Source organism: Bradyrhizobium genomosp. III, from assembly GCF_000261705.1.
GTDB lineage: Bacteria > Pseudomonadota > Alphaproteobacteria > Rhizobiales > Xanthobacteraceae > Bradyrhizobium > Bradyrhizobium ottawaense.
Genome location: NZ_AJQF01000379.1, coordinates 44,260 through 69,652, shown reverse-complemented (window position 1 = coordinate 69,652; position 25,393 = coordinate 44,260). Strand labels below are relative to the sequence as shown.

The window sequence follows — 25,393 nt, the reverse complement described above, 5'->3', positions numbered from 1 at the left end:
TCGAATTCCTCGAACGACCCCTTGTCGAGCAGCAGCTCGATTCGCTCACGCGCGGTCAGCTTGCCGCGGGCGTGCTGCGCCTCGATGCGCTTCTCCCCGCCGCCGAGCTTTGCGCCGGCGCGACGATCTTCAAGGGCGTCCAGGATGTGTTTCATTTGCTCCCGCCAGTTCTTAAGTGATGCGAGGTTCTAACACGGCATTTTGCGGACCGGAAAGCGCCTTTCCGCGCCGCAGGGCTGCCCTGTCCGGGCTAAAAGCGTGAGAGATTACAAAGTTTTGCCCGGGAGGCGAGCATGGATGAGAGAATGGCCGAGACCGGTGCGGCGACGGGCGGCGTCAACATCCTGTTGCGATTGGAGGGCCTCACCCTGTTTATCGGGATGGTGATGCTTTACTGGGCCTGGGACGGCTCCTGGCTGGTCTTTGCCCTGCTCTTCTTCGTCCCCGATCTCAGCTTCCTGGCATACCTGTCCGACGCCAAATTCGGCGCGCTGGTCTACAACGCTGCCCATAGCTACATGGCGCCGGTGTCGCTGCTGACGCTGGGCTTCGGCCTCGGCTCGCCGCTCACCTTGTCCATCGCCCTGATCTGGCTGGCCCATATCGGCATCGACCGGGCACTCGGCTATGGCCTGAAATATTCCGCAGGGTTCGGCTTCACCCATCTGGGCCGGATCGGGCGGCAAAAGGACGCCTGACACCGGCAAATTTGGTGGCCCGGCCCGGTTGACCGGGCCTGCCGATTCAGGCTTGCTTCGACCTCGCGATCAGGCGCCGAATGTTGCGTGAGCCCAGTTGGTACGGCGGCGGTCGTTACGCCTTGGCTCGAGCATCACGCAAGCATCACTGAGATGTCCGCGACGGTCGTCCCCCTGCCGCCGAACTCGTCATCCCAAACCATCGACTTCTTGCGGCGGATGGCCAGCATGGTGTCGAGGCGGAACGGCGAGATGCTGCTGCGTGCCGCAAGCCTCATCGAGTCACTGGCACGGCGGGCAATGTCGGCCGAGCGGCTCTATCATGAGCAGCTGGATGCGAGCACGCGTAACGCCGAGCTGCGCAAGGCCGCCGATCTCGCCTCCGATGCCATGGTCGGCCAGATCGAGGTGCTGCGCGTACAACTTGCCGAGGTCACCGCGGCCGCCGCCGCCGAGCGCGCCGCCTTCGACGCCGAGCGCGGCAAGCTGATCGGCGTGATGCAGAATGCCGAGAGCCATATCGGCAAGCTCACGACCGAGCTGGACAGCTTGCGCGCCTCCGTCGACAGCTTCAACGCGACCGCGGTCTCGGTGCCGATCGAGGTGCTGCGGCTGGCGCGGACGCAGTTCGATTTCCTCTCCGCCGGCTTTGCCCGCAACGGCGACGTGATCTCGCAGGCGATGAGCGAGATCGGCGGCTTTGCGATCGACCAGGCGCTGACGGCGAAGAAGGCGGACACCGCGTGAGGCGGTGCCCAAGGAGGTCGTCATGCCCGGGCTTGTCCCGGGCATCCACGTTCTTAGCAGCAGTCGATAGACAAGATCGTGGATGGCCTGTGGAAGCGTCGAGGTCTCGAACTCTCACCTCATATGCGGTTGCGCTGAATCTGCCTGCGTCAAATTGACAGCGCGCAGGACGGTTGATCTACTGCCCGAAAATATCAGGGAGGGATCGCGATGGCCACCAACTGGCGCGCTACAGCAGTGCTCATGGCGCTGTGCATTTCGAGTTCGTTAGCGGCCTGCGAAGCCGTCGCGCAATCCCTGCCCAAGGAAGTCGCCACCCGGGCCGAGATCTATCCGATCCCCTCGCTCACTCTCTCCGACCAGCAATTTCTCAGCGGCGAGGCGGCGGCCGGCAAGCCTGTGACAGTCGCCGGCGAATTCCGCGTCGCGCAAGGCAGCGGAAAGCTCCCCGTCGTGGTGCTGATGCACGGCTCCAGCGGCGTCGGCGCCACCACGGAGGCCTGGGTGCACGCGTTCAACGCTATGGGCATCTCGACCTTCGTGATCGACGGATTCACCGGCCGCGGGCTGACGGTGGTGGGACCAAATCAGGCGCTGCTCGGCCGGCTCAATTTGATCGTCGACATCTACCGCTCGCTGGAAATTCTGGCAAAGCACCCGCGCGTCGATCCTGACCGCATCGTGCTGATGGGCTTTTCGCGCGGCGGACAGGCGACGCTCTATGCGAGCCTCGACCGCTTCAACAAGCTCTGGAACAAGTCCGGCATCCAGTTCGCCGCCTATATCCCGTTCTATCCGGATTGCTCGACGACGTATCGGAGCGACGACGAGATCGCCCCGCGTCCGATCCGCATCTTCCACGGCACGCCGGATGACTACAATCCCGTCAAGAGCTGCAAGGCTTTGGTCGAGCGGCTCAAGGTCACCGGCCGCGACGTCGTGCTGACGGAATATCCTGATAGCGCGCACGGGTTCGACAGCGGCCTGCTTGGTGCCAACACGGTGGCCGTATCAGCCAATGCGCAGACCGTGCGCAACTGCCACATCAAGGAAGGCGACGGCGGCGTGCTGATGAACGGTGATACCAATGCGCCGTTCACGTACAAGGATGCCTGCGTCGAGCTGAACCCGCATGTCGGCGGCAATCCGAAGACGGCCGCCGAGTCGCGCAAGGCGGTGGAGGAGTTTTTGCAGGTGTTGTTCAAATTGGGCTGAGAACGCCCTCGGCCTGCACCGGTGCCGTAGGGTGGGCAAAGCGTAGCGTGCCCACCATTTGCCGATAACTAGAGAGATGGTGGGCACGGCGCTACGCGCCTTTGCCCACCCTACGGCGGCTGCGCTCGACGAGAACGATTGCACGACTCACAGGCTAGATCGCGCCGATCTCGGCAAGGCAGGCTTGCGTCAGCGTCATGCGCTCGCCGACGAGACGCGGCTCCTTGCAGTCCATGTTGAGCGCGAACACCGTGTGCGCCTCGCCCTTCTCGGCCCAGCCCACCATCCAGCCGAGCGACGGCTCGCCGCGTTCGGCCCCCAGCAGTCCGGACTTGGCGCGAATGACGCTGTCGCCGACCTTGGTCACCGGCAGAATATCGGCGACGAGATCCTGGCTGCGCTTGCTGACCGGCAACGTGCGGCGCCGCAGCCGGTCGACGAAATCGACCTGCTCGACCGGATCGATGCGTAAATTCCCGGTGAGCCAGAACTGGTCGATGCCGCCGCCGATGTCACGGTTGCCATAGTCGAACTCGTCGACATATTTCTGCATCCGCTCCTGCCCGATCCGTCGCGCGATCTCCTGATAGACCGGCACCGCGCTCACGGCGATCGCGCTACGCAACGTGTGATCCTTGTTCCAGGCTTCGATCGGACGCTTGACGCCGTCCCAGGGGAATACGTCCTTGTCGGGGTCAGTGACGACGCCCGTCTCCAGCGCGATCAGCGAGTTCGGGATCTTGAAGGTCGAGGCCGGCAGCTTGCCCTCGCCCGAGCGCTCCTTGTCACTGGCGACGATGAGATAGTCCTCGACCTTGTAGCCGACAAAGGTGCCTGATGTGCCGAGGTCGGTGAAGCGCTTTGCGAGGCTATCACGGATCTCATTGCGCGGCGGCGCGACATGGGCGAGCGCGCGCTGCGGCAGGATGGCAGATGCGGCGAGAAGGCCGAGGGTGGAACGGCGGGTGAGCAAGAGCGATGTCCATTGAGTCATGAAAGCGGCGCGACCATGCAGCCGCTCCATGGTGAAACGATGACAGGTCACTTCTTGAGCATGATCTATTCGGAAAACCGCTGCACACTTTTCCGGATCATGCTCTACCGCCCCCGACCCGACAGCCGCAGCACGAACACCAGCACCTCGGCGACGGCCTTGTAAAGGTCCGGCGGGATCTCCTCGCCGAGCTCGACCTTGGACAGCGCGCCGGCCAAAACCTCGTTTTCCTCGATCGGGATGTCGTGGGCCTTGGCGATCTCCACGATCTTTTCGCCGATCGTGCCCTTGCCCTTGGCGACGACGACGGGCGCGTTGGTACCCTTTTCGTAATGCAGCGCGATGGCGAGCTTGGACGGATCGCTCATGTCGCCCGATCCAGAAAGTGGCCGGCGCGGGCTGGTGCCGGCTGCGGTGGCGTGCCCTCGCGGACCAGAATGTCGCCGGGATTGAGCTCGGCTCGTGTCAGCGCCTGATTGAGCTCACCGATGCCGGCGCGGAGCTGCTGGACCGTCGCCGGCCGCTCCGCCCACATCCGCACGAAAGTCTTGTCGCCGTTCAGCGTGATCAGCGCGTGCACGGGGCCGGCCGGCTCGACGTTGAGCGAGAAGCGCGCGCGCCAGGCGCGCTTGGCGGCATCGGCGGATTCGCCAGCGCCATCGCGCGAGATCTCGAACTGCGCCATCGCGGTGCCCTGCGGCGTTGCGAACGGAATCTCGAAATTCCACTGCGGCACGGCCGGGTCGATGCGGTGGCCACTGGCGTCGGTGCGATCCGGGAGCGAAGCGATTTGCAACAATGTCTGCCGCGCAATCGCCGCATCAGTGTCGTCGATCAGGCGATGCACGGTTGCAGAGAGCGGCGTGTCCGGCGCGAGCGAGGGCGAGGCGATCGCCTGCGGCGAGGGCAATGCACCGCGGAACGGCGGTGGCGTCGCGCGTGAGGCTGCTTCGAAGATCTGGCCGTCCGGCACGGCTTTGTTCGAGCCGGGCACGTTGCCGGTCAGACGCGGCAGGTTTTGCGTGACCTCCTGCAGCAGGCTCGCGGCAAGGCCGGCGGACATGGTGCGCGGCATCGCGGCTTGCTGAGCGTTGCCGGCAACGTCCGCCAGCACGGCGGCCGCGAGATTGGCGTTGCGCGGCGTCTGCGCGATCTCGGGGCCGGACGGGGGCGCGGATTGCGCGGCCTCACCTGCGGCCTGAGCAGGCGCGGTGGCGACCTGCGGTGTCCCCGTCGTCGCAGCCGCAATTGCCGCGCCCTGTGGCGCGGCGGTTTCGAGCGTGGTCAGCGTCTGGCGCAGCACCAGCAGCGCCGCCTTCAGGTCGGGCGTCGTGCCGGCGGGCGGCCTCGCGCCGGCGGCCAGCGCAGCCTCGAAGAACAAGCCGGATTTCTGAAACGCGGTTTCGACATCGGCGCCATCGAGCCCGGGACTGAGCGGCGTCTGCTGCGCCAGCACGTCCAGCACCGCCTGCTTCAAGCCCGCAGGCAAATCGCTGGCGGTGACGACGGATGCCAGATTGGCGAACAGCGGCGCCTGGCTGCCCTGTTTTGTGGCGGCCTCGGCCGAGGCCGCGGTGACGGCGACCTGCTCCAATGGCGTCAGCGTGTTGCGCGTCGTGGTCGCGGATGGCGCCAGCGGCGGGCTTTCCACCAGCGAAGCCGCACGCGGCGTCAGCGTGATCTGATCGGCGGCAGCCCCCCCTGCCCCGTTCATCACGGCGAGCCTGATGGTGCCGTCGTTCTGCGAGACCGCCAGCTGGAGATTCTGCCCCGGCGTCAGCGCCACCTCCGACATCACGTCCATCGAAAGGTTGGCGATCGCGATCCGCACCAGATTGTCGGCCATCACACTGACGACCCTGGCATCGACGACGCTGCCGGCCTGCAGCACGAGGTCGGGCGTCGTCGCATCAGCCACGGGGCTGGCGGCACTGACGGGGAGGATGGAAGTGACCGGCGTCGGCATCTCAGGGGGCCCATGGAGCGCTGGCCACACCCTAAGGCCGCCGTCGTAAACCTCTCGTTAAGGACCTTCGACTGCGGACGCCTTTGCCGCCGCCAGAACCGCCACGGCGGCCTCGAAATCCCTGAGACGGGTGGCCCGGCGGCTGGCGGCCTCCTCGTCCACGCCCCATTGGTCGATGTTCCAGTCCTCATCGACATGGGCGGCGGCCCAGACCTGGCCGGCATCGCGCACGCCATGAGCGAGCGCCAGCGCCAGCAGCGCCGAGCCGGTCAGGGTCGTCACCACGTGGAGTGCGGCGACCGACCAGGCGTCCCCCGGCAGCGCCGCGCGCGCGGCCTCGACCGCCTCGTCGGGCTGCTTCACATGCATGACGCCCTCGGACAGGATGAAATGCGCGCCCAGCGCGTCCGCGGCCCAGAACAGCACGGGATCCCAATGCGCGGCCTCGCGGGCGACCAGCCCTTCGGGATGGCCGGCACGATAGAACAGCAAATCGGACTCGAGATATTTCGCGAGGTCGTCGCTGACCAGCTCGACCTTATCGACCACGCCCTCGACCACGCTGTTGGCGATCCGCGTCAACGGCATGGTCACGGGGTCGATGCTCTCGCCCTGAGCCGCCCATTCCGCGGCCACCGCATCGGCGAGCGCGCGCGACGGAATCACCACCTGGCGGCCGGAGGGCGTGCGGATCGGCTTGCCGTCGAGCGTGATGGCGAAACCACCCTCGGCTTCGGTCGCGCTCGCCTCCTTGTAGAAGCGCTTGCGCTGCGGCGTGCGCGCGGACGCGCGCGCAGATTCCCGCGGATCCGGCGGGGGCTGCCCTGCAGCTTCTTCGAACAATTCGCGCATGTGAGTTCTCGGTCCCGATCGCTGGATGCTAGGCTTTTAAGATAAGAGCGTTTTAAGCCAAGACCGTCTTAAGCCAAGACCGTCTTAAGCCAAGACTTGCGGCCGATAAAGCGAGCGCGGGCATGAGGGAACTTGCGGGCATTGCGGCCCTGTTCGCCTGGCTATGGCCAGCTGCGGCGGAGGCGGGCTTTCGCACCCCGGAATCGCTGGTGCGCAACGTCTACGCCCATTACGGCGACGGCGCGCCGGAGCTGTCCAAAGGCCTGCCGCGGGATGCGGTGACCGCCCGGCAATTTTTCGATGCGCCCCTGCGCAGGGCCTGGAGCGCGCCGCGGGTCGAGCCCTACGACTTCCTGGTGCAGAGCCCGAGCTGGCAGCTCGGCCCTGTTACGATCGCGGTCGTGCGCAGGCAATACGACAAGACCTATGTCGCGGCGAATTTCGACAATCGCGGTCGGAAGGTCGCGCTGAACTTCGTCCTGGTCAACGGCCCCGATGGCTGGCTGATCACGGACATCGAGAGCGCGCATGACAGCTTGCGGATGTTTCTGGAGCAGTTCCGGAAGTGAGCAACGTTAGCCAGCCAAATCCTCGGTGTCGTCCCGGCGAAAGCCGGGACCCATAATCACAGGGAGAAGTTTGGCGAAGACCGCAGTTGAACTTCTTCGTCGGTACGAAGACTGCGCGTCACAGATAGATTCCGCGGTATGGGTCCCGGCTTTCGCCGGGACGACACCGGGGAAACTCGCGCCCTCCGCCCCCTACTCCTCCGGCGCGTTCTCGATTGGATCAAACCGGCTTGCATCGAGCCCGAGCAGATTCCACGACTGCTGCATGTGCGGCGGCAACGGCGCCGTGGCGTCGATCACGCCGCCGCGCGGATGCGGAATGACGATGCGGCGTGCCAGCAGATGCAGCCGGTTTTGCAGGCCCCCCGGCAGCTGCCAGTTCTCGATGTTGAAATATTTGGGATCGCCGACGATGGGATGGCCGATATGCTCCATGTGGGCGCGCAGCTGATGGGTGCGCCCCGTCACCGGCTTCAGCGACACCCAGGTCAGCTTGTTGCCGGCGGTCTCGACCACCGCGTAATATGTCACCGCGTGGCTGGCGCCCTCGTCGCCATGCTGGGCGATGCGCATGATGGTGTCGTCCTCGCTCTCTTCCTTGGCGAGGAAGGTCGAGATGCGGCCCTGCTTCGGCTTCGGCAGGCCCGGCACCAGCGCCCAATAGACTTTTCGCGCCGAGCGCGAGCGGAACGCGCCGGTCAGATGCGAAGCGGCGAAGCGCGTCTTGGCGACCAGCAGACAGCCTGACGTCTCCCGGTCGATACGATGCACCAGGCGTGGCTTCTGGCCCTTGGAATCGCGCATCACCTCCAGCATCTGGTCGATGTGCCGCGTCATGCCCGAGCCGCCCTGCACCGCAAGGCCGGCCGGCTTGTTCAGCACGAGGACGTCGTCGTCCTCAAAGATCGTCATCTCCTTCAGCGCCTTGAGCGTCTTCTGGGCAGCTTCCGAGAGCTCGCCGACGGCCTTCGGCGTGTCGAGCTTGAGCGGCGGAATGCGGACGCTCTGGCCCTCCTCCAGGCGGTCCTTGCTGTCGACACGCTTGCCGTCGACGCGCAACTCGCCTTTGCGGACGACACGCTGGATGTGGGAGAACGACAGGCCGGGAAAGCGCGCCTCGAGGAAACGATCGACGCGCATGTTGTTCTCGTCGGCGGTCACCTTGACGGTCTGCACCTTGGTCGGCAGCAGCGCCTCCACGGGCTTCTCGGGCGCGGCCCTTTCCAGCTCAGCCTTCTCCAGCCTGGCCTTGGGCGCGCGCCGCTCGGCACGCTCGCCGGCAAAGCGCGGCGGCTTGCTGCCGCCGGGCTTGCCACCCGGCCGCGGTCCCGCGGTCTTCGCGCTACGCGCCTTGAACGGGCGGGATTCCTTGCGCTCGTCGCGCGAGCGGGGCTTTGGATCGGTTCTTTTGATGCGGCGGCTCATGGTTGCCTGCGTACCCTAAAAGCCGGGTCCCGTCACGGCGAAATGGCCGTTTTTAGCGCGAGCCGCCCCGCTCCTTCCGCAGCTTGGCCCAGTAATCCAGCCGCTTCCGGATCTCGCGCTCGAAGCCGCGCTCGGGTGGGTCGTAGAAGGTCTGGCGGCCCAGGGCTTCCGGAAAGTAGTCCTGGCCGGAAAAGGCATCGGGGGCGTCGTGGTCGTATTCGTAAGACGCGCCGTATCCTTCCGACTTCATCAGCTTGGTCGGCGAATTGAGGATGTGCTTGGGCGGCAGCAGCGAGCCGGCTTGCTTTGCGACCTGCATCGCGGTGCCGAAGGCGGTGTAGACTGCGTTCGATTTCGGCGCGGTGGCGAGATAGACGACGGCCTGCGCGATGGCGAGTTCGCCTTCGGGATGGCCGAGGAAGTCGAACGCGTCCTTGGCCGCATTGGCGATGACGAGCGCCTGCGGATCGGCAAGGCCGATGTCCTCCACCGCCATGCGCACGACGCGGCGTGCCAGGAACAGCGGGTCCTCGCCGGCATCCAACATGCGCGCGAGATAATACAGCGCAGCATCGGGATCGGAGCCGCGCACGGACTTATGCAGCGCCGAGATCAAATTGTAATGGCCATCGGCCGATTTGTCGTAGATCGGCGCGCGACGCTGCAAAATCTCCTGCAACTGCGCAGCATTGAAAATCTCGTCCGCCCGCGCCGAGCGCCAGACCTCTTCGGCGAGCGTCAGCGAAGCGCGGCCATCGCCATCGGCCATGCGCACCAGCACCGCGCGCGCCTCGGCATCGAGCGGCAGCTTCTTGCCTTCGACCTCCTCGGCATGCGCGAACAGTTTTTCGATCGCGGCGGCATCGAGCGAGCGAAACACCAAGACGCGCGCGCGCGAGAGCAACGCCGCGTTGAGCTCGAAGGACGGATTCTCGGTGGTGGCACCGACCATCACCACCGTGCCGTCCTCCATCACGGGCAGAAACGAATCCTGCTGGGCACGGTTGAATCTGTGCACCTCGTCGACGAACAAGAGCGTGCCCTTGCCCATCTCGCGGCGGGCGCGCGCGGCGTCGAACGCCTTTTTCAGATCGGCGACGCCGGAGAACACCGCGGAGATCTGCTCGAAATGCAAATCCGTCGCATCCGCGAGCAGCCGCGCCACCGTGGTCTTGCCGGTGCCGGGCGGGCCCCAGAACACCAGGGAGCCGAGCGTGCGCGTCTCCAGCATGCGCGTCAGCGCGCCGTCAGGGCCGAGGATGTGATCCTGGCCGACGACCTCCGACAGCGCGCGCGGGCGCAGCCGGTCCGGCAGCGGATGCGGAGCCTCGTGGTCGAGCCCCGCCGCGGCAAAGAGCGTTGGCGTTTGTGGTCGCTTCGGACTCATCCGCCCAGCGTGACGTTGATCTGCTGGCCGCCGCGCACCAGCGTGATACGCCAGATGCGCGGGCGCTCTCCGGCCGCCTTTTCGAGGTCACCGGTCCTGCTGATCTTCTGGTTGTTGACCGCCAGAATGATATCGCCCTTCTGGAAGCCGACATTTGCGGCCGCACTGTCGCCGCCGAGATCGGTGATCACGACACCCTCGGTATCTGCATCCAGATGCAGCTCGTCGGCCACCGCCGGCGTGATGGTCGAAACCTTCGCGCCCTGGAACGGCGATCGCGCGGTGACGACGAGCTCGTTACGTCCCGTATCGGGCGCGGTCTCCAGCGCCACCGTCAGCTTGAGCGGCTTGCCGCTGCGCTGCACGTCGATCTGCGCGCTGCCGCCGAGCGGACGGGTAGCGAAGCGATAGTCGAACGCATTGGGATCATCCACGGTCTGGCCATCGATCCCGGTGATGAGATCGGAGGACTTCAGGCCGGCCTTCGCGGCGGGGCCGTTCGACACCACGCTCGCGACCAGCGCGCCGGTCGGCGATCGCAGGCCGAGGCTCTCGGCGATCTCGGGCGTCACCGCCTGCAATCTTGCCCCGAGCCACGGCCGCTTCACCGCCTTGCCACCGCTCTTGGCGGAGGCGACGACGACACGCACCATGTTCGCAGGGATCGCAAATCCGATGCCTTGCGAGCCGCCGGAGCGCGAATAGATCGCGGTGTTGATGCCCGCCAGCTTGCCGGCCATGTCGACCAGCGCGCCGCCGGAATTGCCGGGATTGATCGCCGCATCGGTCTGGATGAAAAACTGATAATCGGTGATGCCGACCTGCGTGCGCGCCAGCGCCGAGATGATGCCGTGAGTCACGGTCTGGCCGACGCCGAAGGGATTGCCGATCGCGAGCACGACGTCGCCGACCAGCAATTCGTCGGAATTGGTGAAATCGAGGGTCGGGAATTTCTCCTTGGTGTCCTTCAGGCGCAGCACGGCAAGATCGGTGCGCGTATCCTTCAGCAGGATCTCCGCCTCGAACTCGCGCTTGTCCGACAGCGACACCTTCACCTGGTCCGCGCCCTCGATGACATGGACGTTGGTGACGACGAGGCCGGACGCATCGACGATGACGCCGGAGCCGAGCGAGCGCTGCATCTGCTCGGGCTGCTGGCCCGGCACGCCGAAGAAGCGGCGGAAGATCGGATCGTCCAGCAGCGGATTGCGGTTCTGCACCACCTTGGCGGCATAGACGTTGACCACGGCCGGCTGCACCCGCTGCACGATCGGCGCATAGGACAGCCGCAGCTCGGCCGGCGACGACGGGACCCGACGGTCCTGCGCCGCGGCCGGGTTGAAGTGGGCGGAAAAGCCTATGCACAGTGCCGTGACGACGGCGGTCCGGATCGATCGAAACATTCCTACCTCTTGGAAAAGACGCCGGAATATAGGCGCGTTCGCCCCCCAATAGAAGGGCGCCGGGCGGCAATTCGCCCCCCTTTCCGGTGTGTCCGGAATGCAAGCTCGGCGTGCGAATCGGCAATTTGCCTGAGGGCTCGATTGGCATGATGTGCATCATCCCGCATTGTGGAGCCGAGGGGATTCGGTTGCGGCGAATTTGCATCAGCAGGAACCCGCTTAACGGGGCGCAGCGTCGCGGGGCAGTCATCTATCATACCTAGGCTCTTCCGCCGGCGGCTTAGAAGTTTCGTCAAACGATGGAGTCATGACGTGAGCAGGACAAGGATTGCAGCCACGGCGATCAGCCTCGCCGGAGCGTTGGCGGCCTCGCAGGCCCAGGCCCAATCAGCAAGCAGCAGCGAGCAGGAGATCGCGCTGCTCAAACAACAGTTGAAGATGCTGGAGCAGAAGCTCGACAAGCTCCAGAGCCAGACCGCCGCAAACACGGCGGCCACGGCAAAAGCCAAGGCCGAAGCAAAGGCCGAAGCAAAGGCCGAGGCCAAAGCCGAAGCGCGCTCGGAGGCGAAGGCGGTGGTGGCCAACGCGAACGCGGCGATCCCCGTCAAGGGACCGGCGACTGCGTCCGGCGTGGTCGTGACCATGCCGAACAACCGGCCGACCATCTGCACCGCGGACCAGGCAAATTGCGTCGCCATCACCAGCCGCCTGCACTGGGATGTCGGCGGCTATGACTATCGTCCCAACACGGCGGCGACCGTGCCGCAGAAGCTCGACAGCGGCCAGAACGTCCGCCGCGCGCGCATCGGCGTCACCGGCAAATTCTTCAACGACTGGAACTTCGCGCTGGTCTACGATTTTGGCGGCTCGTCCGACGGTTTTGGCGGCACGGCTCCTGGATCACTGCCGGGCGGCGGCGTCTCCGGCGTCGAAAATGCCTATCTCAGCTACACCGGCTTGAAGCCGTTCGGCGGCAAGATGGCGATCGAAGCCGGCATCATGGATCTGCCCTACACGCTCGATGAGGCCACGAGCTCCAATGACATCATGTTCATGGAGCGCGCCTCGGCCGGCATCATCGCCACCAATATCGCTGCCGGCGACTTCCGCTCCGCGGCCGGTACGCGCTGGTACAACGACCAGCTCTGGATCGGCGGCTATGTCACGGGGCCGTCGACCGGTGCGATCCACTCGGCTTCAAGCGCGGCGCCGGCAGGTACGAGCGAGCAATACGGCGCTGTGGCGCGCATTGCCGGCAACCCGATCAGCGGCAAGGACTATTCGGTGCATATCGGTGCCGACGCCCAATGGCTGATCCAGCCGCCGCGCAATCTCATCGCCAACACGCAAACCGTCACGCTCAGCGATCGTCCGGAATTGCGTCTCGACCCGACCACGCTGATCTCGACCGGCGCGATCGCCAATGTCTCGGGCGCGCAGGTCTATAGTGTCGAAGCGGCCGCAACCTACGGTCCGCTCATCGTTCAGGGCGAATATTTCTGGTACAATGTCGACCGGACCGCCAACACCGGCGTGCCGCTGGTCGGCGCATCCAGCCTGAAATTCCAGGGCGGCTACGCGCAGGCCGGCTACGTGCTGACGGGCGAAGGCCGCAGCTACAACGCGGCGAACGCGGCCTATAGCGGCGTCAAGCCGGCGCATCCGTTCTCGCTCGAAGGCGGCGGCTGGGGTGCGTGGGAGATCGCGGGGCGCTTCTCGACGGTCGACCTCAACAATCAGTTGGGCACAGCAACCGGCATCGCCGGCGGCCGGCAGACCGTCTACACGCTGGCGCTCAACTGGTACGTCAACGGCAACGTCCGCTTCATGCTCGACTATCTGCATGGCACGGTGTCGAGGCAAGCCTCGCCGATCTCGACCGCAGACGTCGGCTCGAAGTTCGACGCGGTCGCGATGCGCACGCAATTCGCGTTCTGAGGCCATGGACGTCGTCCCGGGGCGCGCGACCGCGGGAACCCGGGACCCATAACCACAGGGAGTAGTTTGGCGAAGGCTCGGAGTTGGCAGCTCGTGCTGAAACTTCTTCCTGGGGTTATGGATCCCCGCGTTCGCGGGGATGACACCGAGAGTGCGGCGCCACCTTGGACAAACTCACGCCGCGCGCTTCGGCTTCTTCACCACGGCCGGCGCCGGCGCGCAGGACAGGCGCTGCTGATGGCTCTCGCCCCAGGCCTTCAGGATATCGATCACGGGCTTGAGGCTCTCGCCGAGGTCGGAGAGGCAATATTCGACGCGCGGTGGCACCTCGGCATAGACCTTGCGGATGACGAGCTTGTCCTCCTCCAGCGCACGCAGCTACTTTGTCAGCATGCGCTGGGTGATGCCGGGCATCCGGCGGCGCAATTCGCCGAAGCGCTGGGTGCCGCTCTGCAGATGGTAGAGGATCACGCCCTTCCACTTGCCGTCGATCAGATCCAGCGTCGCTTCGACCGAGCAGCCCGGGCGCCGGGCAAAATTGCGCCGTTTCATGCGTGTTTTCCCAATAGTATCCAAACAGGGACTATACCCCCGAATTTACAGTACTTGCCAAATTGGAGCTAGCGGGACAGTTAGCAGGCCAGGCGCGCCCATGCCAAGCTGCGCGCATCTGATGGAGACAAGCCATGAAAGCCGTCGGCTACAAGAAATCGCTTCCGATCGAGGATCAGGATGCGCTGATCGATTTCGAAACCGCAAAGCCCGAGCCCGGAGGGCGCGACATCCGCGTCGCCGTGAAGGCGATCTCGGCCAATCCGGTCGATTACAAGGTGCGCAAGCGCGCAGCGCCGCCCGAGGGCGAGACCAAGATCCTGGGTTATGACGCGGCCGGCGTGGTCGATGCCGTCGGGCCCGAGGTCACGCTGTTCAAGCCGGGCGACGAGGTGTTCTACGCAGGCTCGATCCTGCGCCAGGGGACCAATTCCGAATTCCATCTGGTCGACGAGCGCATCGTCGGCAACAAGCCGAAGAGCCTCTCGTTCGCGCAAGCCGCTGCCCTTCCCCTCACCTCCATCACCGCCTGGGAATTGCTGTTCGATCGGCTCGGCGCGGTGCCCGGCAAGAGCGTCGATCCGCGTACGCTATTGATCACGGGCGGCGCCGGCGGCGTCGGCTCGATACTGATCCAGCTCGCCCGCCGCCTCACCGGATTGACGGTGGTTGCGACCGCGACGCGGCCGGACTCGCAGAAATGGTGCCTCGATCTCGGCGCGCATGCGGTGATCGACCACGGAAAACCGATGAAGGAGCAGATCGAGAAGCTCAAGCTGCCGCCGGTCGCGCTGGTGGCGAGCCTCACCTTCACCGATCAGCACTACAAGGCGATCGCCGAGTTCATGGCGCCGCAGGGCCGGTTCGGCCTGATCGACGATCCCCCGGAATTCACCATGGGCACGTTCAAGGGCAAGGCGATCTCGGTGCACTGGGAATCGATGTTCACGCGCTCCTCGTTCCAGACATCAGACATGATCGCGCAGCATCATCTGCTGAACGACGTCGCCGACCTCATCGACAAGGGCGTGCTGCGTACCACGCTCGACCAGACTTTCGGCACGATCAACGCTGCCAACCTCAAGCGCGCGCATGCGCTGCTCGAGAGCGGCAAGTCGCGCGGCAAGATCGTGCTGGAGGGGTGGTAGGCGAAGGCCTCGTAGGGTGGGTTAGCGCAGCGTAACCCACCTCTTCTGCGTCCGCAGATAGTACCAGTGGTGGGTTACGCCGAGCAGATGCGCTTCGCGCATCTGCTCGGCTAACCCACCCTACCGCCTCACCTAGGCGATGGTATTGACGATGCCGCCCTCGGCCCGCAGCGCCGCACCGTTGGTCGCGGACGCTTGCTTCGACGCAACATAGACCACCATGTTGGCGATCTCGTCGACACTGGCGAAGCGTTGCAACAGCGAGCTCGGGCGATGCTGCTTGACGAAATTGGCGGCGGCCTCGTCCACGGACTGACCGTTCTGCTTCGCGAGATCTTTCACAAAAGTCTCGACGCCCTCCGACATGGTCGGGCCCGGCAGCACGGAATTGACGGTGACGCCGGTGCCGCGGGTAAGCTGCGCAAGACCGCGCGCGACCGAGAGCTGGGCCGTCTTGCTCATGCCGTAGTGGATCATCTCGACGGGAATGTTGAGCCCGGACTCCGATGAGATGAAGACGATGCGGCCCCAGTTGCGCTTGAGCATGCCCTTCAGATAAGCGCGCGACAGCCGCACGCCGCTCATGACGTTGACTTCGAAGAAGCGGCTCCAGTCCTCGTCCGGAATCTCGAAGAAATCCTTGGGCTCGAAGATGCCGGCGTTGTTGATGAGGATGTCGACCTCTGGCAGCGCCGCAACGAGCGCCTTGCAGCCCGCCGCGGTCGAGACGTCGGCAGCGATACCGCGCACCTTCGCGCCCGTCCCTTCCAGCTTGCGCACGGCGGCATCGACCTTGTCCTGGCCGCGCCCGTTGATCACGACACTCGCGCCGGAGGCCGCGAGGCCTTTGGCGATGGCGTGGCCGATGCCGGCCGTCGAGCCGGTTACGAGGGCGGTCTTTCCGGAAAGGTCGATGTTCATGTCTCATCTCCATCAATGTCGGTGGAGATATCGGGCGCTCGACATGAGACCGCAATTGGCGCTCACTCAGGCGTGAGGAAGGCATGGACTCGTCGTCACGGCGAAAGCCGGGACGATACCGCAAGCACCGATAAGGTACGGCGCCGGCCAAAAAAAAGCGGCGCCCGAAGGCGCCGCTCTCGAATTCAATGCCGATCGGCTTACGCCGCCTCGGCTTCCTTCTCCTGCACCGGACCGGAATCCTGGCCCTTGGCATCGACGTCGCGATCGACGAACTCTATCACGGCCATCGCGGCATTGTCGCCGTAGCGGAAGCCGGCCTTGATGATGCGGGTGTAGCCGCCCTGACGGTCCTTGTAGCGAGGCGCCAGCACGTCGAACAGCTTCTTGACCTGGTCCTTGTCGCGCATCTCGGAGATGGCCTGGCGGCGCATGGCCAGCCCACCCTTCTTGCCGAGGGTGACGAGCTTCTCGACGATCGGACGCAATTCCTTCGCCTTCGGCAGCGTGGTGACGATCTGCTCGTGCTTGATCAGCGCGGCGCACATATTGGCGAACATCGCGCGGCGATGCTCGGCAGTGCGATTGAGCTTCCGATGAACCTTGCCGTGACGCATGTGACTATTCCTTACGTAAAAACTGCCGCGACGGTTCGTCGGACATGTTGCTCAGGTGGGCTGCCTGCGTTCGCCCGCTAAAGCGCGATGAACTCGCGCTTTAGCCTGTCGTAGCTCGGATCAGTAGTGATCCTCGAAGCGCTTGGCGAGCTCGTCGATGTTCTCCGGCGGCCAGCCCGGCACTTCCATGCCGAGATGCAGACCCATCTGGGCCAGCACTTCCTTGATCTCGTTCAGCGACTTGCGGCCGAAGTTCGGAGTGCGGAGCATTTCCGCCTCGCTCTTCTGCACGAGGTCGCCGATGTAGACGATGTTGTCGTTCTTCAAGCAGTTGGCCGAACGCACCGACAGCTCGAGCTCGTCCACCTTCTTGAGGAAGGCCGGGTTGAAGGCGAGGTCCGGGATGATCTCCTGGGCAACTTCCTTGCGCGGCTCTTCGAAGTTGACGAACACGTTGAGCTGATCCTGCAGGATGCGCGCGGCGTAAGCCACGGAGTCATCCGGCGAGATCGCGCCGTTGGTCTCGATCGTCATGGTCAGCTTGTCGTAGTCGAGGATCTGGCCCTCGCGGGTGTTCTCGACCTTGTAGGAGACCTTGCGGACCGGCGAGTACAGGCTGTCGACAGGGATCAGGCCGATCGGCGCGTCCTCGGGGCGGTTGCGCTCGGCGGGCACGTAGCCCTTGCCGGTGGCGACCGTGAACTCCATGCGGATCTCCGCGCCCTCGTCGAGGGTGCAGATCTGCAGATCGGGGTTCAGCACCACGACGTCGCCGACGGTCTGGATGTCGCCGGCGGTGACGACGCCCGGGCCCTGCTTCTTCACGACCATGCGCTTGGGGCCTTCGCCCTGCATCTTGATCGAGATGTCCTTGATGTTGAGCACGATGTCGGTGACGTCCTCACGAACGCCAGCGATCGAGGAGAACTCGTGCAGCACGCCGTCGATGTGCACCGACTGCACTGCCGCGCCCTGGAGCGAGGAGAGCAGGATGCGGCGCAGCGCGTTGCCGAGCGTCTGGCCGAAGCCGCGCTCGAGCGGCTCGGCGACGATGGTCGCGAAACGGTTCGAATCGCTGCCGGGCGTGACCTGGAGCTTGTTCGGTCGAATCAGTTCTTGCCAATTTTTCTGGATCGTCACTGTTTCACCCATACAGGCCAGTCAATTTGAAAGCTCAAATACTGGCGTTGGAGAAAGGCCGCGGATCATTCCCGCGGCTTCTTAGAAAAGTCATTGCGGGCGCCAATGCGCCCGCAACTCGAAATCAAACGCGCCGACGCTTGCGGGGACGGCAACCGTTGTGCGGGATCGTGGTCACGTCACGGATCGAGGTGACGGTGAAGCCCGCGGCCTGAAGCGCGCGGAGCGCCGACTCGCGGCCCGAACCGGGACCTGCGACTTCGACTTCCAGCGTGCGCATGCCGTGCTCCTGCGCCTTCTTGGACACGTCCTCGGCGGCAACCTGCGCGGCGTACGGGGTCGACTTGCGCGAGCCCTTGAAACCCATCGTGCCGGCGGAAGACCAGGCAATCGTGTTGCCCTGCGCGTCGGTGATGGTGATGGTCGTGTTGTTGAACGACGAGTTCACGTGCGCGACGCCGGAGGCGATGTTCTTGCGCTCACGACGACGAACGCGGGTGGCTTCCTTGCCCATAGAGTACCTTTCCTGAAGATCTCAAACGCCGCCGTAATGCCAGCGGCTACACCTGTGGAACGAAAGGCGCGTGGCGAACGGGTCATCCCTGTTCGCCACACGCCGCGATTGGATTCGAAAACTTACTTCTTCTTGCCGGCGATGGCCTTGGCCGGACCCTTGCGCGTGCGCGCATTGGTGTGGGTGCGCTGGCCGCGTACCGGCAGGCCGCGACGATGACGCAGGCCGCGATAGCAGCCGAGGTCCATCAGACGCTTGATGTTGATGCCGACCTCACGACGCAGGTCGCCCTCGACGAGATAGTCGCGGTCGATCACTTCGCGGATCTGGAGCACTTCGGCGTCGCTCAGCTGATTGACGCGACGATCCACGGGGATCTTCACCTTCTCCAGGATCTCACCGGCGATCTTCTGACCGATGCCATGGATATACTGGAGCGCGATCAGCACGCGCTTGTTGGTCGGGATGTTCACGCCGGCAATACGGGCCACGGCCTTCTCTCCTGTTGCCGATCCCTCGTCAGGAACCGGTCTTTAAGTGCTTGGTTTCTCGGGCAGGTGTTCACAAACGCGAACACGACGCCCACCCCTGGTCTTCCTGGGGCCCGGCATCGTTTGAAACTATCCGACTTGGATGCGGGGCTTATTAGGGGATTCCAGGGGCTTTCGTCAACCGCTGCTAGCGCTTAGCTCGCTTTTTCGTGACCTTTTTTGCGGCCTTTTTGGCACCCTTTTTGACAGCCTTCTTGGCGGTCTTTTGGGCTGCCTTTTTCGCCGCTTTCTTGACGGTCTTCCTGGCCGCTTTCTTGCCGGCTTTCTTGGCCGTCTTCTTGGGGCCCCTCACCGCCGTCTTGGCGGCCTTTTTGGCCGATTTGGCGGGTTTTTTGGTCGTTTTGGCGGGCTGTTTGGCTGTTTTCCTGGCTTTCCTGCTCGCCTTCTTGCTGGCCTTGGCCTTCTTGGCCGGGCCCGCCTTGGCTGCGCTTTTGGCGTGGGTCCTGGGCTCGACTGCCCCTAACGCCAGGAGCTGGCGATGAATGGCGCGGGTGACCTCGTCGATGGCCATCATACCGTCGATGGTCGAGAGTTTCCGCCGCTCGGAATAGTAGTGAATCAGCGGTTCCGTCTGGTTGCGGTAGCTGGCCAACCGCTTGGTCAGGACCTCCGGCGTGTCGTCGAGTCGGACCTCCTCCCCGCGCTCACGCATCTGGGCGACGCGGGTCTCGACACGGTTCAGCAGCGCGCTCTCGTTGACGCGGAGCTCGATCACGGCGTCGAGCTTGAGGTGCTTGTGCTTGAGCAGCTCGTCCAGCGCCTCGGCCTGCGGCACGGTGCGCGGGAAACCGTCGAGGATGAAACCGTTCTTGGCGTCCGGCTGGTCGATCCGATCGGAGATGATTCCGACCACGACCTCGTCGGGTACGAGACCACCGCTGGCCATGATCTCCTTGGCCTTCAGCCCGACCGGCGTACCGGCCGCAACCGCGGCACGCAGCATCTCGCCGGTCGAGAGCTGGACGATGCCATAGCGTTGCACCAGCAACTGCGCCTGGGTCCCCTTGCCCGACCCCGGCGGTCCCAGAAGTATAATTCTCATCGGCGTACGCCCCCCGGATTGGTGAGCGATACGTCGCGCACCTGTGTTTTGATATCAAGAGCGGTGCAAACCACAACCAGCGCCCCACCGCCATTGATCATCATACTATAAGGCAGCCCGATCCCGTAAAGCTCGAAGACCTCCGGAATCAACTGCAACACAGTCAGGTAGACGGCTCCGACGACTGTCGTCAATGACACGACGCGGTCGAGATAGTCGGCGGTCGCCTCGCCCGGTGCGACACCGGGAATCGTGCCGTCGCGCGCGGCCAGGGATTTGGCCGCGTGCTCGGGATCGACGACGTAGGCCGTGTAGATGAAGGCCAGCACAAAGATCGCAACCGATCCAAGGACCAAATGGGCCAGCATGCCAAACCCAAGGTGCCGGTAGGCGGCGGCGACCCACGGCGTGTCGGCACCAAAGACGTAGGCCAAACCGGCCACCGGCAGAAACAGGATCCAGGGCGCCACCGTGGCCGGCACCAGAAAACCTGCGCTGTTGATCTTGATCGGGAGAATCGCTGCTCGCGCGGACAGCAGGCGATCTCCGAGTCTGCGCTCGGCGAACTCGACGCCGACATTGCGTCGCGCACCTTCGACGAAGACGATCAGGGCGATGACCCCGATCCAGACGAGCGCGTGGACCAGCACGACACTGCCGGATACCTGGCCGTCCTGCAGAAGGCGTGCGATGCCGGCGATGTCGACCGGGACATGAACGAGAATATTGACGCTGAGCAGCAGCGCCAGGCCATTGCCGATGCCATGGCGGGTGATCTGTTCGCTGAGCCAGACCAGGACGAACACGCCACCCACGATCGAGGCCGTGGCCGCGAGCACGGGCCATTCGTCGGGATCGGGGACCAGCGCCGGAATTGTCCGGATGGTCGAGGCGTAGCCGTAGGCCTGGAAGGTGGTGAAGACCAGAGTCACGATCAGCGTGTAGCCGGAGATCCTGCGCCGGCCGCGCTCGCCCGATCTCTCGAGCGAGCTCAAGCGCCGCGATACCAGCGAAACAAGCCGGACGACGATCGCGGCCGTCAGATAGGGAAGGATACCGAGCGCGAAGATCGAAAAGCGAACCACATGTTCGCCTGAGAACGACGGGCCCGGCGCCCCCATCCCGACGAACGGGACCTGGATGCCGAGCCTGAAGAGGAGCAGCGCGCCAATCGTGAAAGCGATCCGGCGCGCGAGCTCCCTTCTCATCTACGGCGGCCGCGCAGCTTCGACTTGCGGATCAGGCCTTCGTACTGATGCGCCAGCAGATAACCCTGCACCTGTGCCACCGTGTCCATGGTGACGCTGACCACGATCAGCAGCGAGGTGCCGCCGAAGTAGAACGGCACCGAGGCGTAGGAGATCAGGATCTCCGGGATCAAGCAGACGATCGCCAGATAGACCGCGCCGAGCACGGTGATGCGCGACAGCACGTAGTCGATATATTCCGCGGTACGCTCGCCGGGACGGATGCCCGGAATGAAGCCGCCGTGCTTCTTCAGATTGTCCGCGGTCTCGGTCGGGTTGAACACGATCGCGGTGTAGAAGAAGGCGAAGAACACGATCAGCGCCAGATACATGATCAGGAACAGCGGACGGCCATGGCCGAGCTGGGTCGTGATCCACTGGAACCATTCCGGCCCGCTGCCCGCGTTGAAGTTCGCTACCGTGGTCGGCAGCAGCAGCAGCGAGGACGCGAAGATCGGCGGGATCACGCCGGAGGTGTTGAGCTTGAGCGGCAGATGCGAGGACTGGCCCTCGAACATCTTGTTGCCGACCTGGCGCTTCGGATACTGGATCAGGAGGCGGCGCTGCGCGCGCTCCATGAACACGATGAAGGCGATCACGGCGACCGCCATGATGATGACGACCAGGATCAGGCCGGTCGACATCGCGCCCTGACGGCCGAGCTCGAGCATGTTGGCGAGCGCGGCGGGCAGCTCGGCGACGATGCCGGCGAGAATGATCAGCGAGATGCCGTTGCCGATGCCGCGCGAGGTGATCTGCTCGCCCAGCCACATCAGGAACATGGTGCCGCCGGTCAGCGTGATCGCGGTGGACAGGCGGAAGAACAGGCCGGGGTCGCTGACGACGTTGCCGGCGCCCTCGAGGCCCACCGCGATGCCGTAGGACTGGAACGCGGCCAGGATCACCGTGAGATAGCGGGTGTACTGGTTCAGCAGCTTGCGGCCGGACTCGCCTTCCTTCTTCAGCGCCTCGAGTTGCGGCGAGACGGTGGTGAGGAGCTGGATGATGATCGAGGCCGAGATATACGGCATGATGTTCAAGGCGAAGATCGCCATGCGGTGGATGCCGCCGCCGGCGAACATGTTGAACATGCCGAGGATGCCGCCCGCCTGGGAGCGGAACACCTGCTCCCAGATATTGGGATCGATGCCGGGGAGCGGGATGTAGGTCCCGAGCCGATAAACGAGCAGCGCACCCAGGGTGAACCAGATGCGCTTCTTCAGTTCGTCAGCCTTGGCAAACGCACCGAAATTGAGATTGGCTGCCAGTTGTTCCGCTGCAGAGGCCATCTTGGACTTTCTCCCGCCGCCTATTGCGCCGTCATGCCCGCGGCCGGGCTACATTATACCGGACACCGGACATTATCTGGGGCTCGGCTTCGATAAGTCCACGTCCCGCACGCGTAAAGGCCCGCGAGCCGCGGGCCAATGACGCAGTTGTTACGCCGCCTCGCCTTCTTCCTTGGCAGGGGCGAGGATCTTCACCGAGCCGCCGGCCTTCTCGACCGCGGCGATCGCGGTCTTGGTGGCGCCGTGGACTTCGATGTTGAGCTTGGACTTGAGCTCGCCGCGGCCGAGCAGCCGCAGGCCACCCTTGGGCCGGCGCAGCACGCCGCCCTTCACCAAGGCCTCGACGTTCACGACGCTGCCGGCGTCGATCTTCTTGGCATCGACCGCTTCCTGGAGCCGGTCGAGATTGATCTCGGCGAACTCGACACGGAAGATGTTGTTGAAGCCGCGCTTGGGCAGACGGCGATGCATCGGCATCTGGCCGCCTTCGAAACCCTTGATGCGCACGCCCGAACGCGCGGTCTGACCCTTGCCGCCGCGGCCGGACTGCTTGCCCTTGCCCGAACCGATGCCACGGCCGACGCGCATGCGCTTCTTGCGCGAGCCGGCGTTGTCGGCGATATCGCTGAGCTTCATCGCCCTTCTCCTTATTTACTTCTCGTCGACGATGCGGACGAGATGGTGAACCTTCTCGATCATGCCACGGACTGCCGGGGTGTCCTGCAGTTCGCTGGTGCGACCGATCTTGTTGAGCTTGAGCCCGATCAGCGTCGAGCGCTGCGAGTGATGGCGCCGGATCGCGCTGCCGGTCTGCTCGAGCTTGATCGTCTTGCTGGCCTTGGCCATGGGAGTCTACTCCAGAGCTTCCGTTAGTCGGCAGCCGCCTCGGCATCACCACCGATACGGCGGGGGGGCTGCAGAGTGGACACCTTGATGTTGCGGCGGGCTGCGACTGAACGCGGCGAATCCTGATGCTTCAGCGCGTCGAAGGTCGCGCGAACCATGTTGTAGGGGTTCGACGAGCCGATCGACTTGGCGACCACGTCCTGGACGCCGAGCGTCTCGAACACGGCGCGCATCGGGCCGCCGGCGATGATGCCGGTACCGGCGGGAGCTGCACGCAGGTAGACACGGCCCGCGCCATGACGGCCGGCGATGTCGTGATGGAGCGTGCGGCCCTCACGCAGCGAGACGCGGGTCAGGTTGCGCTTGGCGGACTCGGTGGCCTTGCGGATCGCCTCCGGCACTTCGCGCGCCTTGCCGTGACCGAAGCCGGCGCGGCCCTTCTGGTCGCCGATCACGACCAGCGCTGCGAAACCGAAGCGCTTGCCGCCCTTGACGACCTTGGCCACGCGGTTGATGTGGACGAGCTTGTCGACGAACTCGCTGTCGCGCTCCTCGCGCTCCCTGCGTTCACGTCCGCCGCCGCCGCGTTGATCGCGTCCACCACGTTGTTCGCGTTCTGCCATTTTTCCAATCCTTCAGAGGCTTGCGCCTCAATCCTCAAATTCTGTTAGAAGCTCAGCCCGCTCTCACGCGCTGCGTCGGCAAGAGCCTTGACGCGCCCGTGGTAGAGGTAGCTGCCGCGATCGAACACGACTTCCTTGACGCCCTTCTCGGCGGCGCGCTCGGCCAGCAGCTTGCCGACCGCCTTCGCCGCATCGATGTCGGCGCCGGTCTTGCCGCCGTCGCGCATCGACTTCTCGAGCGAAGAGGCAGAGGCCAGCGTCTCGCCCTTCAGGTCGTCGATGACCTGGGCGTAGATGTGCTTGGACGAGCGGAACACCGACAGACGCGGACGACCACCACCGGAGCGGCGCAGCTTCAGCCGCACACTCCGCTTGCGCCGGGCATTGGTAACCTTGGCTTTGGACATGACCGGCTCCGTTACTTCTTCTTGCCTTCCTTGCGGAAGATGAATTCGCCAACATACTTCACGCCCTTGCCCTTGTAGGGCTCCGGCGGGCGATAACCGCGGATCTCGGCCGCAACCTGGCCGACGCGCTGGATGTCGCTGCCCGTCACCGTGATCTCGGTCGGCTTCGGCACGGTGATCGTGATCCCCTCGGGGATCGTGTAGATCACGTCGTGGCTGTAGCCGAGCGCGAGCTGCAGGTTCTTGCCCTGCATCGCGGCGCGGTAACCGACGCCGGTGATCTCGAGCTTCTTCTCGAAACCCTTGGTGACGCCTTCGACCAGATTCGCGACCTGGGCGCGAGCGGTACCGTAGAGCGCGCGGGCGCGATTGGTCTCGAGCCGCGGCTTGACCATGATCTGGCCGCTCTCGAGCTTCACCTCGACGTCGTCATGAACGACGAACTGAAGCTGGCCCTTCGGCCCCTTCATCTTGACGGTCTGCCCATCGACGGTCGCGGTCACACCCGACGGAACCGCCACAGGCCTTTTGCCAACACGTGACATGGATCAAAAATCCTTCTCAGAACACCGTGAAGAGGACTTCACCGCCCACATTCGCGTCGCGCGCGCTGTGGTCGGCCATGATCCCCTTCGGCGTCGACAACACCGAAATGCCGAGCCCGTTGTTGACCCGCGGCAGGTTCTTCACCGAAGCGTAGACGCGACGCCCGGGCTTGGAAACACGTTCGATCTCGCGGATGACGGGCTCGCCGTCGAAATACTTCAGCTCGATCTCGATCTCGCTGCGGCCCGAGGAGTGCTCGAGCGTGGCGTAACCGCGGATGTAGCCCTCGGACTTGAGGACCTCGAGCACGTTCTCGCGCATCTTCGAGCCAGGCGTGGAGACCTTGGTCTTGGAGCGCATCTGCGCGTTGCGGATACGGGTGATCAGATCGCTGATTGGATCGTGCGTAGACATCTAAACGACCCTCCTTACCAGCTGGACTTCACGAGGCCCGGGACCATGCCCTTGGAGCCAAGTTCGCGCAGCGCGATACGGGACAGCTTGTTCTTGCGGTAGTTCGAGCGCGGGCGGCCCGACAGCTCGCAACGCAGGCGGATGCGGGTTGCCGACGAGTTGCGCGGCATTTCCGCCAGCTTCAACGTCGCAGCGAAACGCTCCTCCATCGGCAGCTTCTTGTCGGCGATGATCGCCTTCAACCGCTCGCGCTTGGCGGCGGCGTTCTTCACCATCCGCTTGCGCCGGTTGTTCTTCTCGACTGAACTCTTCTTTGCCATGCTTGGCTCCTGGGTATCCGCG

The 25,393-nt window shown here is 64.6% G+C and carries 29 protein-coding genes and 1 pseudogene; 6 read left to right on the top strand and 24 right to left on the bottom strand.

The features are described from left to right. On the bottom strand, positions 1-155 hold a 155-nt coding region (locus IC66_RS46530; protein WP_283806371.1), incomplete at its 3' end, for a carboxyl transferase domain-containing protein. A gap of 138 nt (positions 156-293) precedes the next feature. Between IC66_RS46530 and IC66_RS0130840 the strand changes: the two genes are divergently transcribed. The 3 genes from IC66_RS0130840 to IC66_RS0130830 all read left to right on the top strand — a co-directional run bounded on the left by IC66_RS0130840 (position 294) and on the right by IC66_RS0130830 (position 2,660). Next, positions 294-698 carry a DUF4260 domain-containing protein gene (locus IC66_RS0130840; protein WP_028140985.1) on the top strand — a complete coding sequence of 135 codons (405 nt, stop codon included), beginning with the start codon at positions 294-296 and terminating at the stop codon, positions 696-698. Positions 699-851: 153 nt separating this feature from the next. Next, positions 852-1,445, top strand: a complete 594-nt coding sequence (locus IC66_RS0130835) for a hypothetical protein (RefSeq protein WP_038950218.1) — start codon at positions 852-854, stop codon at positions 1,443-1,445. A gap of 210 nt (positions 1,446-1,655) precedes the next feature. Further along, positions 1,656-2,660 (top strand): dienelactone hydrolase family protein, encoded by a 1,005-nt coding sequence (locus IC66_RS0130830; RefSeq protein WP_028140987.1) that lies wholly within the window; start codon positions 1,656-1,658, stop codon positions 2,658-2,660. 154 nt (positions 2,661-2,814) lie between these two features. Here the strand turns inward: IC66_RS0130830 and blaOXA are convergent, their stop codons facing one another. From blaOXA to IC66_RS0130810, 4 genes are all read right to left on the bottom strand, one after another. Further along, on the bottom strand, positions 2,815-3,654 hold the full coding sequence (gene blaOXA, locus IC66_RS0130825; protein WP_028140988.1) for a class D beta-lactamase: 840 nt from the start codon (positions 3,652-3,654) through the stop codon (positions 2,815-2,817). A 104-nt stretch (positions 3,655-3,758) separates the two neighbouring features. Then, positions 3,759-4,022 carry an EscU/YscU/HrcU family type III secretion system export apparatus switch protein gene (locus IC66_RS0130820; protein WP_028140989.1) on the bottom strand — a complete coding sequence of 88 codons (264 nt, stop codon included), beginning with the start codon at positions 4,020-4,022 and terminating at the stop codon, positions 3,759-3,761. After that, on the bottom strand, positions 4,019-5,620 hold the full coding sequence (fliK, locus tag IC66_RS0130815; RefSeq protein WP_038950217.1) for a flagellar hook-length control protein FliK: 1,602 nt from the start codon (positions 5,618-5,620) through the stop codon (positions 4,019-4,021). Before fliK ends, IC66_RS0130820 begins: the two co-directional genes overlap by 4 nt. Positions 5,621-5,677: 57 nt before the next feature. After that, on the bottom strand, positions 5,678-6,472 hold the full coding sequence (locus IC66_RS0130810) for an ATP12 family chaperone protein (protein ID WP_038950216.1): 795 nt from the start codon (positions 6,470-6,472) through the stop codon (positions 5,678-5,680). A gap of 122 nt (positions 6,473-6,594) precedes the next feature. On the opposite strand from IC66_RS0130810, the gene IC66_RS0130805 reads away from it, so the two are divergent. Continuing rightward, a complete protein-coding gene (locus IC66_RS0130805) occupies positions 6,595-7,041 on the top strand; it encodes a hypothetical protein (RefSeq protein ID WP_038950215.1) in 447 nt (148 codons plus the stop codon). Positions 7,042-7,233: 192 nt separating this feature from the next. Here the strand turns inward: IC66_RS0130805 and IC66_RS0130800 are convergent, their stop codons facing one another. From IC66_RS0130800 to IC66_RS0130790, 3 genes are read right to left on the bottom strand one after another with little or no spacing between them, the layout of a single operon-like run. Then, the gene (locus IC66_RS0130800) at positions 7,234-8,466 is read right to left on the bottom strand and encodes an RluA family pseudouridine synthase (RefSeq protein ID WP_028140993.1); all 1,233 of its coding nucleotides are present in this window, start codon (positions 8,464-8,466) and stop codon (positions 7,234-7,236) included. 52 nt (positions 8,467-8,518) lie between these two features. Continuing rightward, complete coding sequence (locus IC66_RS0130795; RefSeq protein ID WP_038950214.1) at positions 8,519-9,853, bottom strand: replication-associated recombination protein A; 1,335 nt, start codon at positions 9,851-9,853, stop codon at positions 8,519-8,521. Then, positions 9,850-11,256, bottom strand: coding sequence for a DegQ family serine endoprotease (locus IC66_RS0130790; protein ID WP_028140995.1), 1,407 nt, complete (start codon positions 11,254-11,256; stop codon positions 9,850-9,852). Before IC66_RS0130790 ends, IC66_RS0130795 begins: the two co-directional genes overlap by 4 nt. A 312-nt stretch (positions 11,257-11,568) precedes the next feature. Here IC66_RS0130790 and IC66_RS0130785 point away from each other — a divergent pair, with 312 nt between their 5' ends. Beyond that, entirely contained in the window at positions 11,569-13,194 is a 1,626-nt protein-coding gene (locus IC66_RS0130785; protein ID WP_038950213.1) for an OprO/OprP family phosphate-selective porin, read from the top strand. A gap of 174 nt (positions 13,195-13,368) precedes the next feature. Here the strand turns inward: IC66_RS0130785 and IC66_RS0130780 are convergent. Next, positions 13,369-13,746 (bottom strand): annotated as a pseudogene (locus IC66_RS0130780) (winged helix-turn-helix transcriptional regulator). 134 nt (positions 13,747-13,880) lie between these two features. On the opposite strand from IC66_RS0130780, the gene IC66_RS0130775 reads away from it, so the two are divergent. Next, positions 13,881-14,894, top strand: a complete 1,014-nt coding sequence (locus IC66_RS0130775) for a zinc-binding alcohol dehydrogenase family protein (RefSeq protein WP_028140998.1) — start codon at positions 13,881-13,883, stop codon at positions 14,892-14,894. A 132-nt stretch (positions 14,895-15,026) separates the two neighbouring features. Here the strand turns inward: IC66_RS0130775 and IC66_RS0130770 are convergent, their stop codons facing one another. From IC66_RS0130770 to rpsN, 15 genes are all read right to left on the bottom strand, one after another. After that, entirely contained in the window at positions 15,027-15,815 is a 789-nt protein-coding gene (locus tag IC66_RS0130770) for an SDR family NAD(P)-dependent oxidoreductase (RefSeq protein WP_028140999.1), read from the bottom strand. 200 nt (positions 15,816-16,015) lie between these two features. Then, complete coding sequence (gene rplQ, locus IC66_RS0130765) at positions 16,016-16,432, bottom strand: 50S ribosomal protein L17 (protein ID WP_018322277.1); 417 nt, start codon at positions 16,430-16,432, stop codon at positions 16,016-16,018. A 120-nt stretch (positions 16,433-16,552) separates the two neighbouring features. Continuing rightward, positions 16,553-17,584, bottom strand: a complete 1,032-nt coding sequence (locus tag IC66_RS0130760) for a DNA-directed RNA polymerase subunit alpha (protein ID WP_008136316.1) — start codon at positions 17,582-17,584, stop codon at positions 16,553-16,555. A gap of 112 nt (positions 17,585-17,696) precedes the next feature. Further along, complete coding sequence (gene rpsK, locus IC66_RS0130755; protein ID WP_007603045.1) at positions 17,697-18,086, bottom strand: 30S ribosomal protein S11; 390 nt, start codon at positions 18,084-18,086, stop codon at positions 17,697-17,699. 122 nt (positions 18,087-18,208) lie between these two features. Then, positions 18,209-18,577, bottom strand: coding sequence for a 30S ribosomal protein S13 (gene rpsM / locus IC66_RS0130750; protein ID WP_008549231.1), 369 nt, complete (start codon positions 18,575-18,577; stop codon positions 18,209-18,211). 187 nt (positions 18,578-18,764) lie between these two features. Further along, complete coding sequence (locus IC66_RS0130745; RefSeq protein WP_038950212.1) at positions 18,765-19,679, bottom strand: adenylate kinase; 915 nt, start codon at positions 19,677-19,679, stop codon at positions 18,765-18,767. Further along, on the bottom strand, positions 19,676-20,764 hold the full coding sequence (locus tag IC66_RS0130740) for a preprotein translocase subunit SecY (RefSeq protein WP_244429195.1): 1,089 nt from the start codon (positions 20,762-20,764) through the stop codon (positions 19,676-19,678). The genes IC66_RS0130745 and IC66_RS0130740 overlap by 4 nt, the downstream gene beginning before the upstream one ends. A gap of 119 nt (positions 20,765-20,883) precedes the next feature. Then, positions 20,884-22,215: a preprotein translocase subunit SecY gene (gene secY / locus IC66_RS0130735; protein ID WP_028141002.1), complete on the bottom strand. Its 1,332-nt coding sequence runs from the start codon at positions 22,213-22,215 to the stop codon at positions 20,884-20,886. 150 nt (positions 22,216-22,365) lie between these two features. Continuing rightward, positions 22,366-22,851, bottom strand: coding sequence for a 50S ribosomal protein L15 (gene rplO / locus IC66_RS0130730; protein ID WP_028141003.1), 486 nt, complete (start codon positions 22,849-22,851; stop codon positions 22,366-22,368). 15 nt (positions 22,852-22,866) lie between these two features. After that, positions 22,867-23,061 (bottom strand): 50S ribosomal protein L30, encoded by a 195-nt coding sequence (rpmD, locus tag IC66_RS0130725; RefSeq protein WP_018322272.1) that lies wholly within the window; start codon positions 23,059-23,061, stop codon positions 22,867-22,869. A gap of 23 nt (positions 23,062-23,084) precedes the next feature. Beyond that, positions 23,085-23,684: a 30S ribosomal protein S5 gene (gene rpsE / locus IC66_RS0130720; RefSeq protein ID WP_038950209.1), complete on the bottom strand. Its 600-nt coding sequence runs from the start codon at positions 23,682-23,684 to the stop codon at positions 23,085-23,087. 44 nt (positions 23,685-23,728) lie between these two features. Next, the gene (gene rplR / locus IC66_RS0130715; protein WP_007603036.1) at positions 23,729-24,091 is read right to left on the bottom strand and encodes a 50S ribosomal protein L18; all 363 of its coding nucleotides are present in this window, start codon (positions 24,089-24,091) and stop codon (positions 23,729-23,731) included. A gap of 11 nt (positions 24,092-24,102) precedes the next feature. Continuing rightward, the gene (gene rplF, locus IC66_RS0130710) at positions 24,103-24,636 is read right to left on the bottom strand and encodes a 50S ribosomal protein L6 (protein ID WP_028141004.1); all 534 of its coding nucleotides are present in this window, start codon (positions 24,634-24,636) and stop codon (positions 24,103-24,105) included. 16 nt (positions 24,637-24,652) lie between these two features. Beyond that, complete coding sequence (gene rpsH / locus IC66_RS0130705; protein WP_018322269.1) at positions 24,653-25,051, bottom strand: 30S ribosomal protein S8; 399 nt, start codon at positions 25,049-25,051, stop codon at positions 24,653-24,655. A 14-nt stretch (positions 25,052-25,065) separates the two neighbouring features. After that, a complete protein-coding gene (rpsN, locus tag IC66_RS0130700) occupies positions 25,066-25,371 on the bottom strand; it encodes a 30S ribosomal protein S14 (protein ID WP_018322268.1) in 306 nt (101 codons plus the stop codon). Between the last annotated feature and the right edge of the window lie 22 nt (positions 25,372-25,393).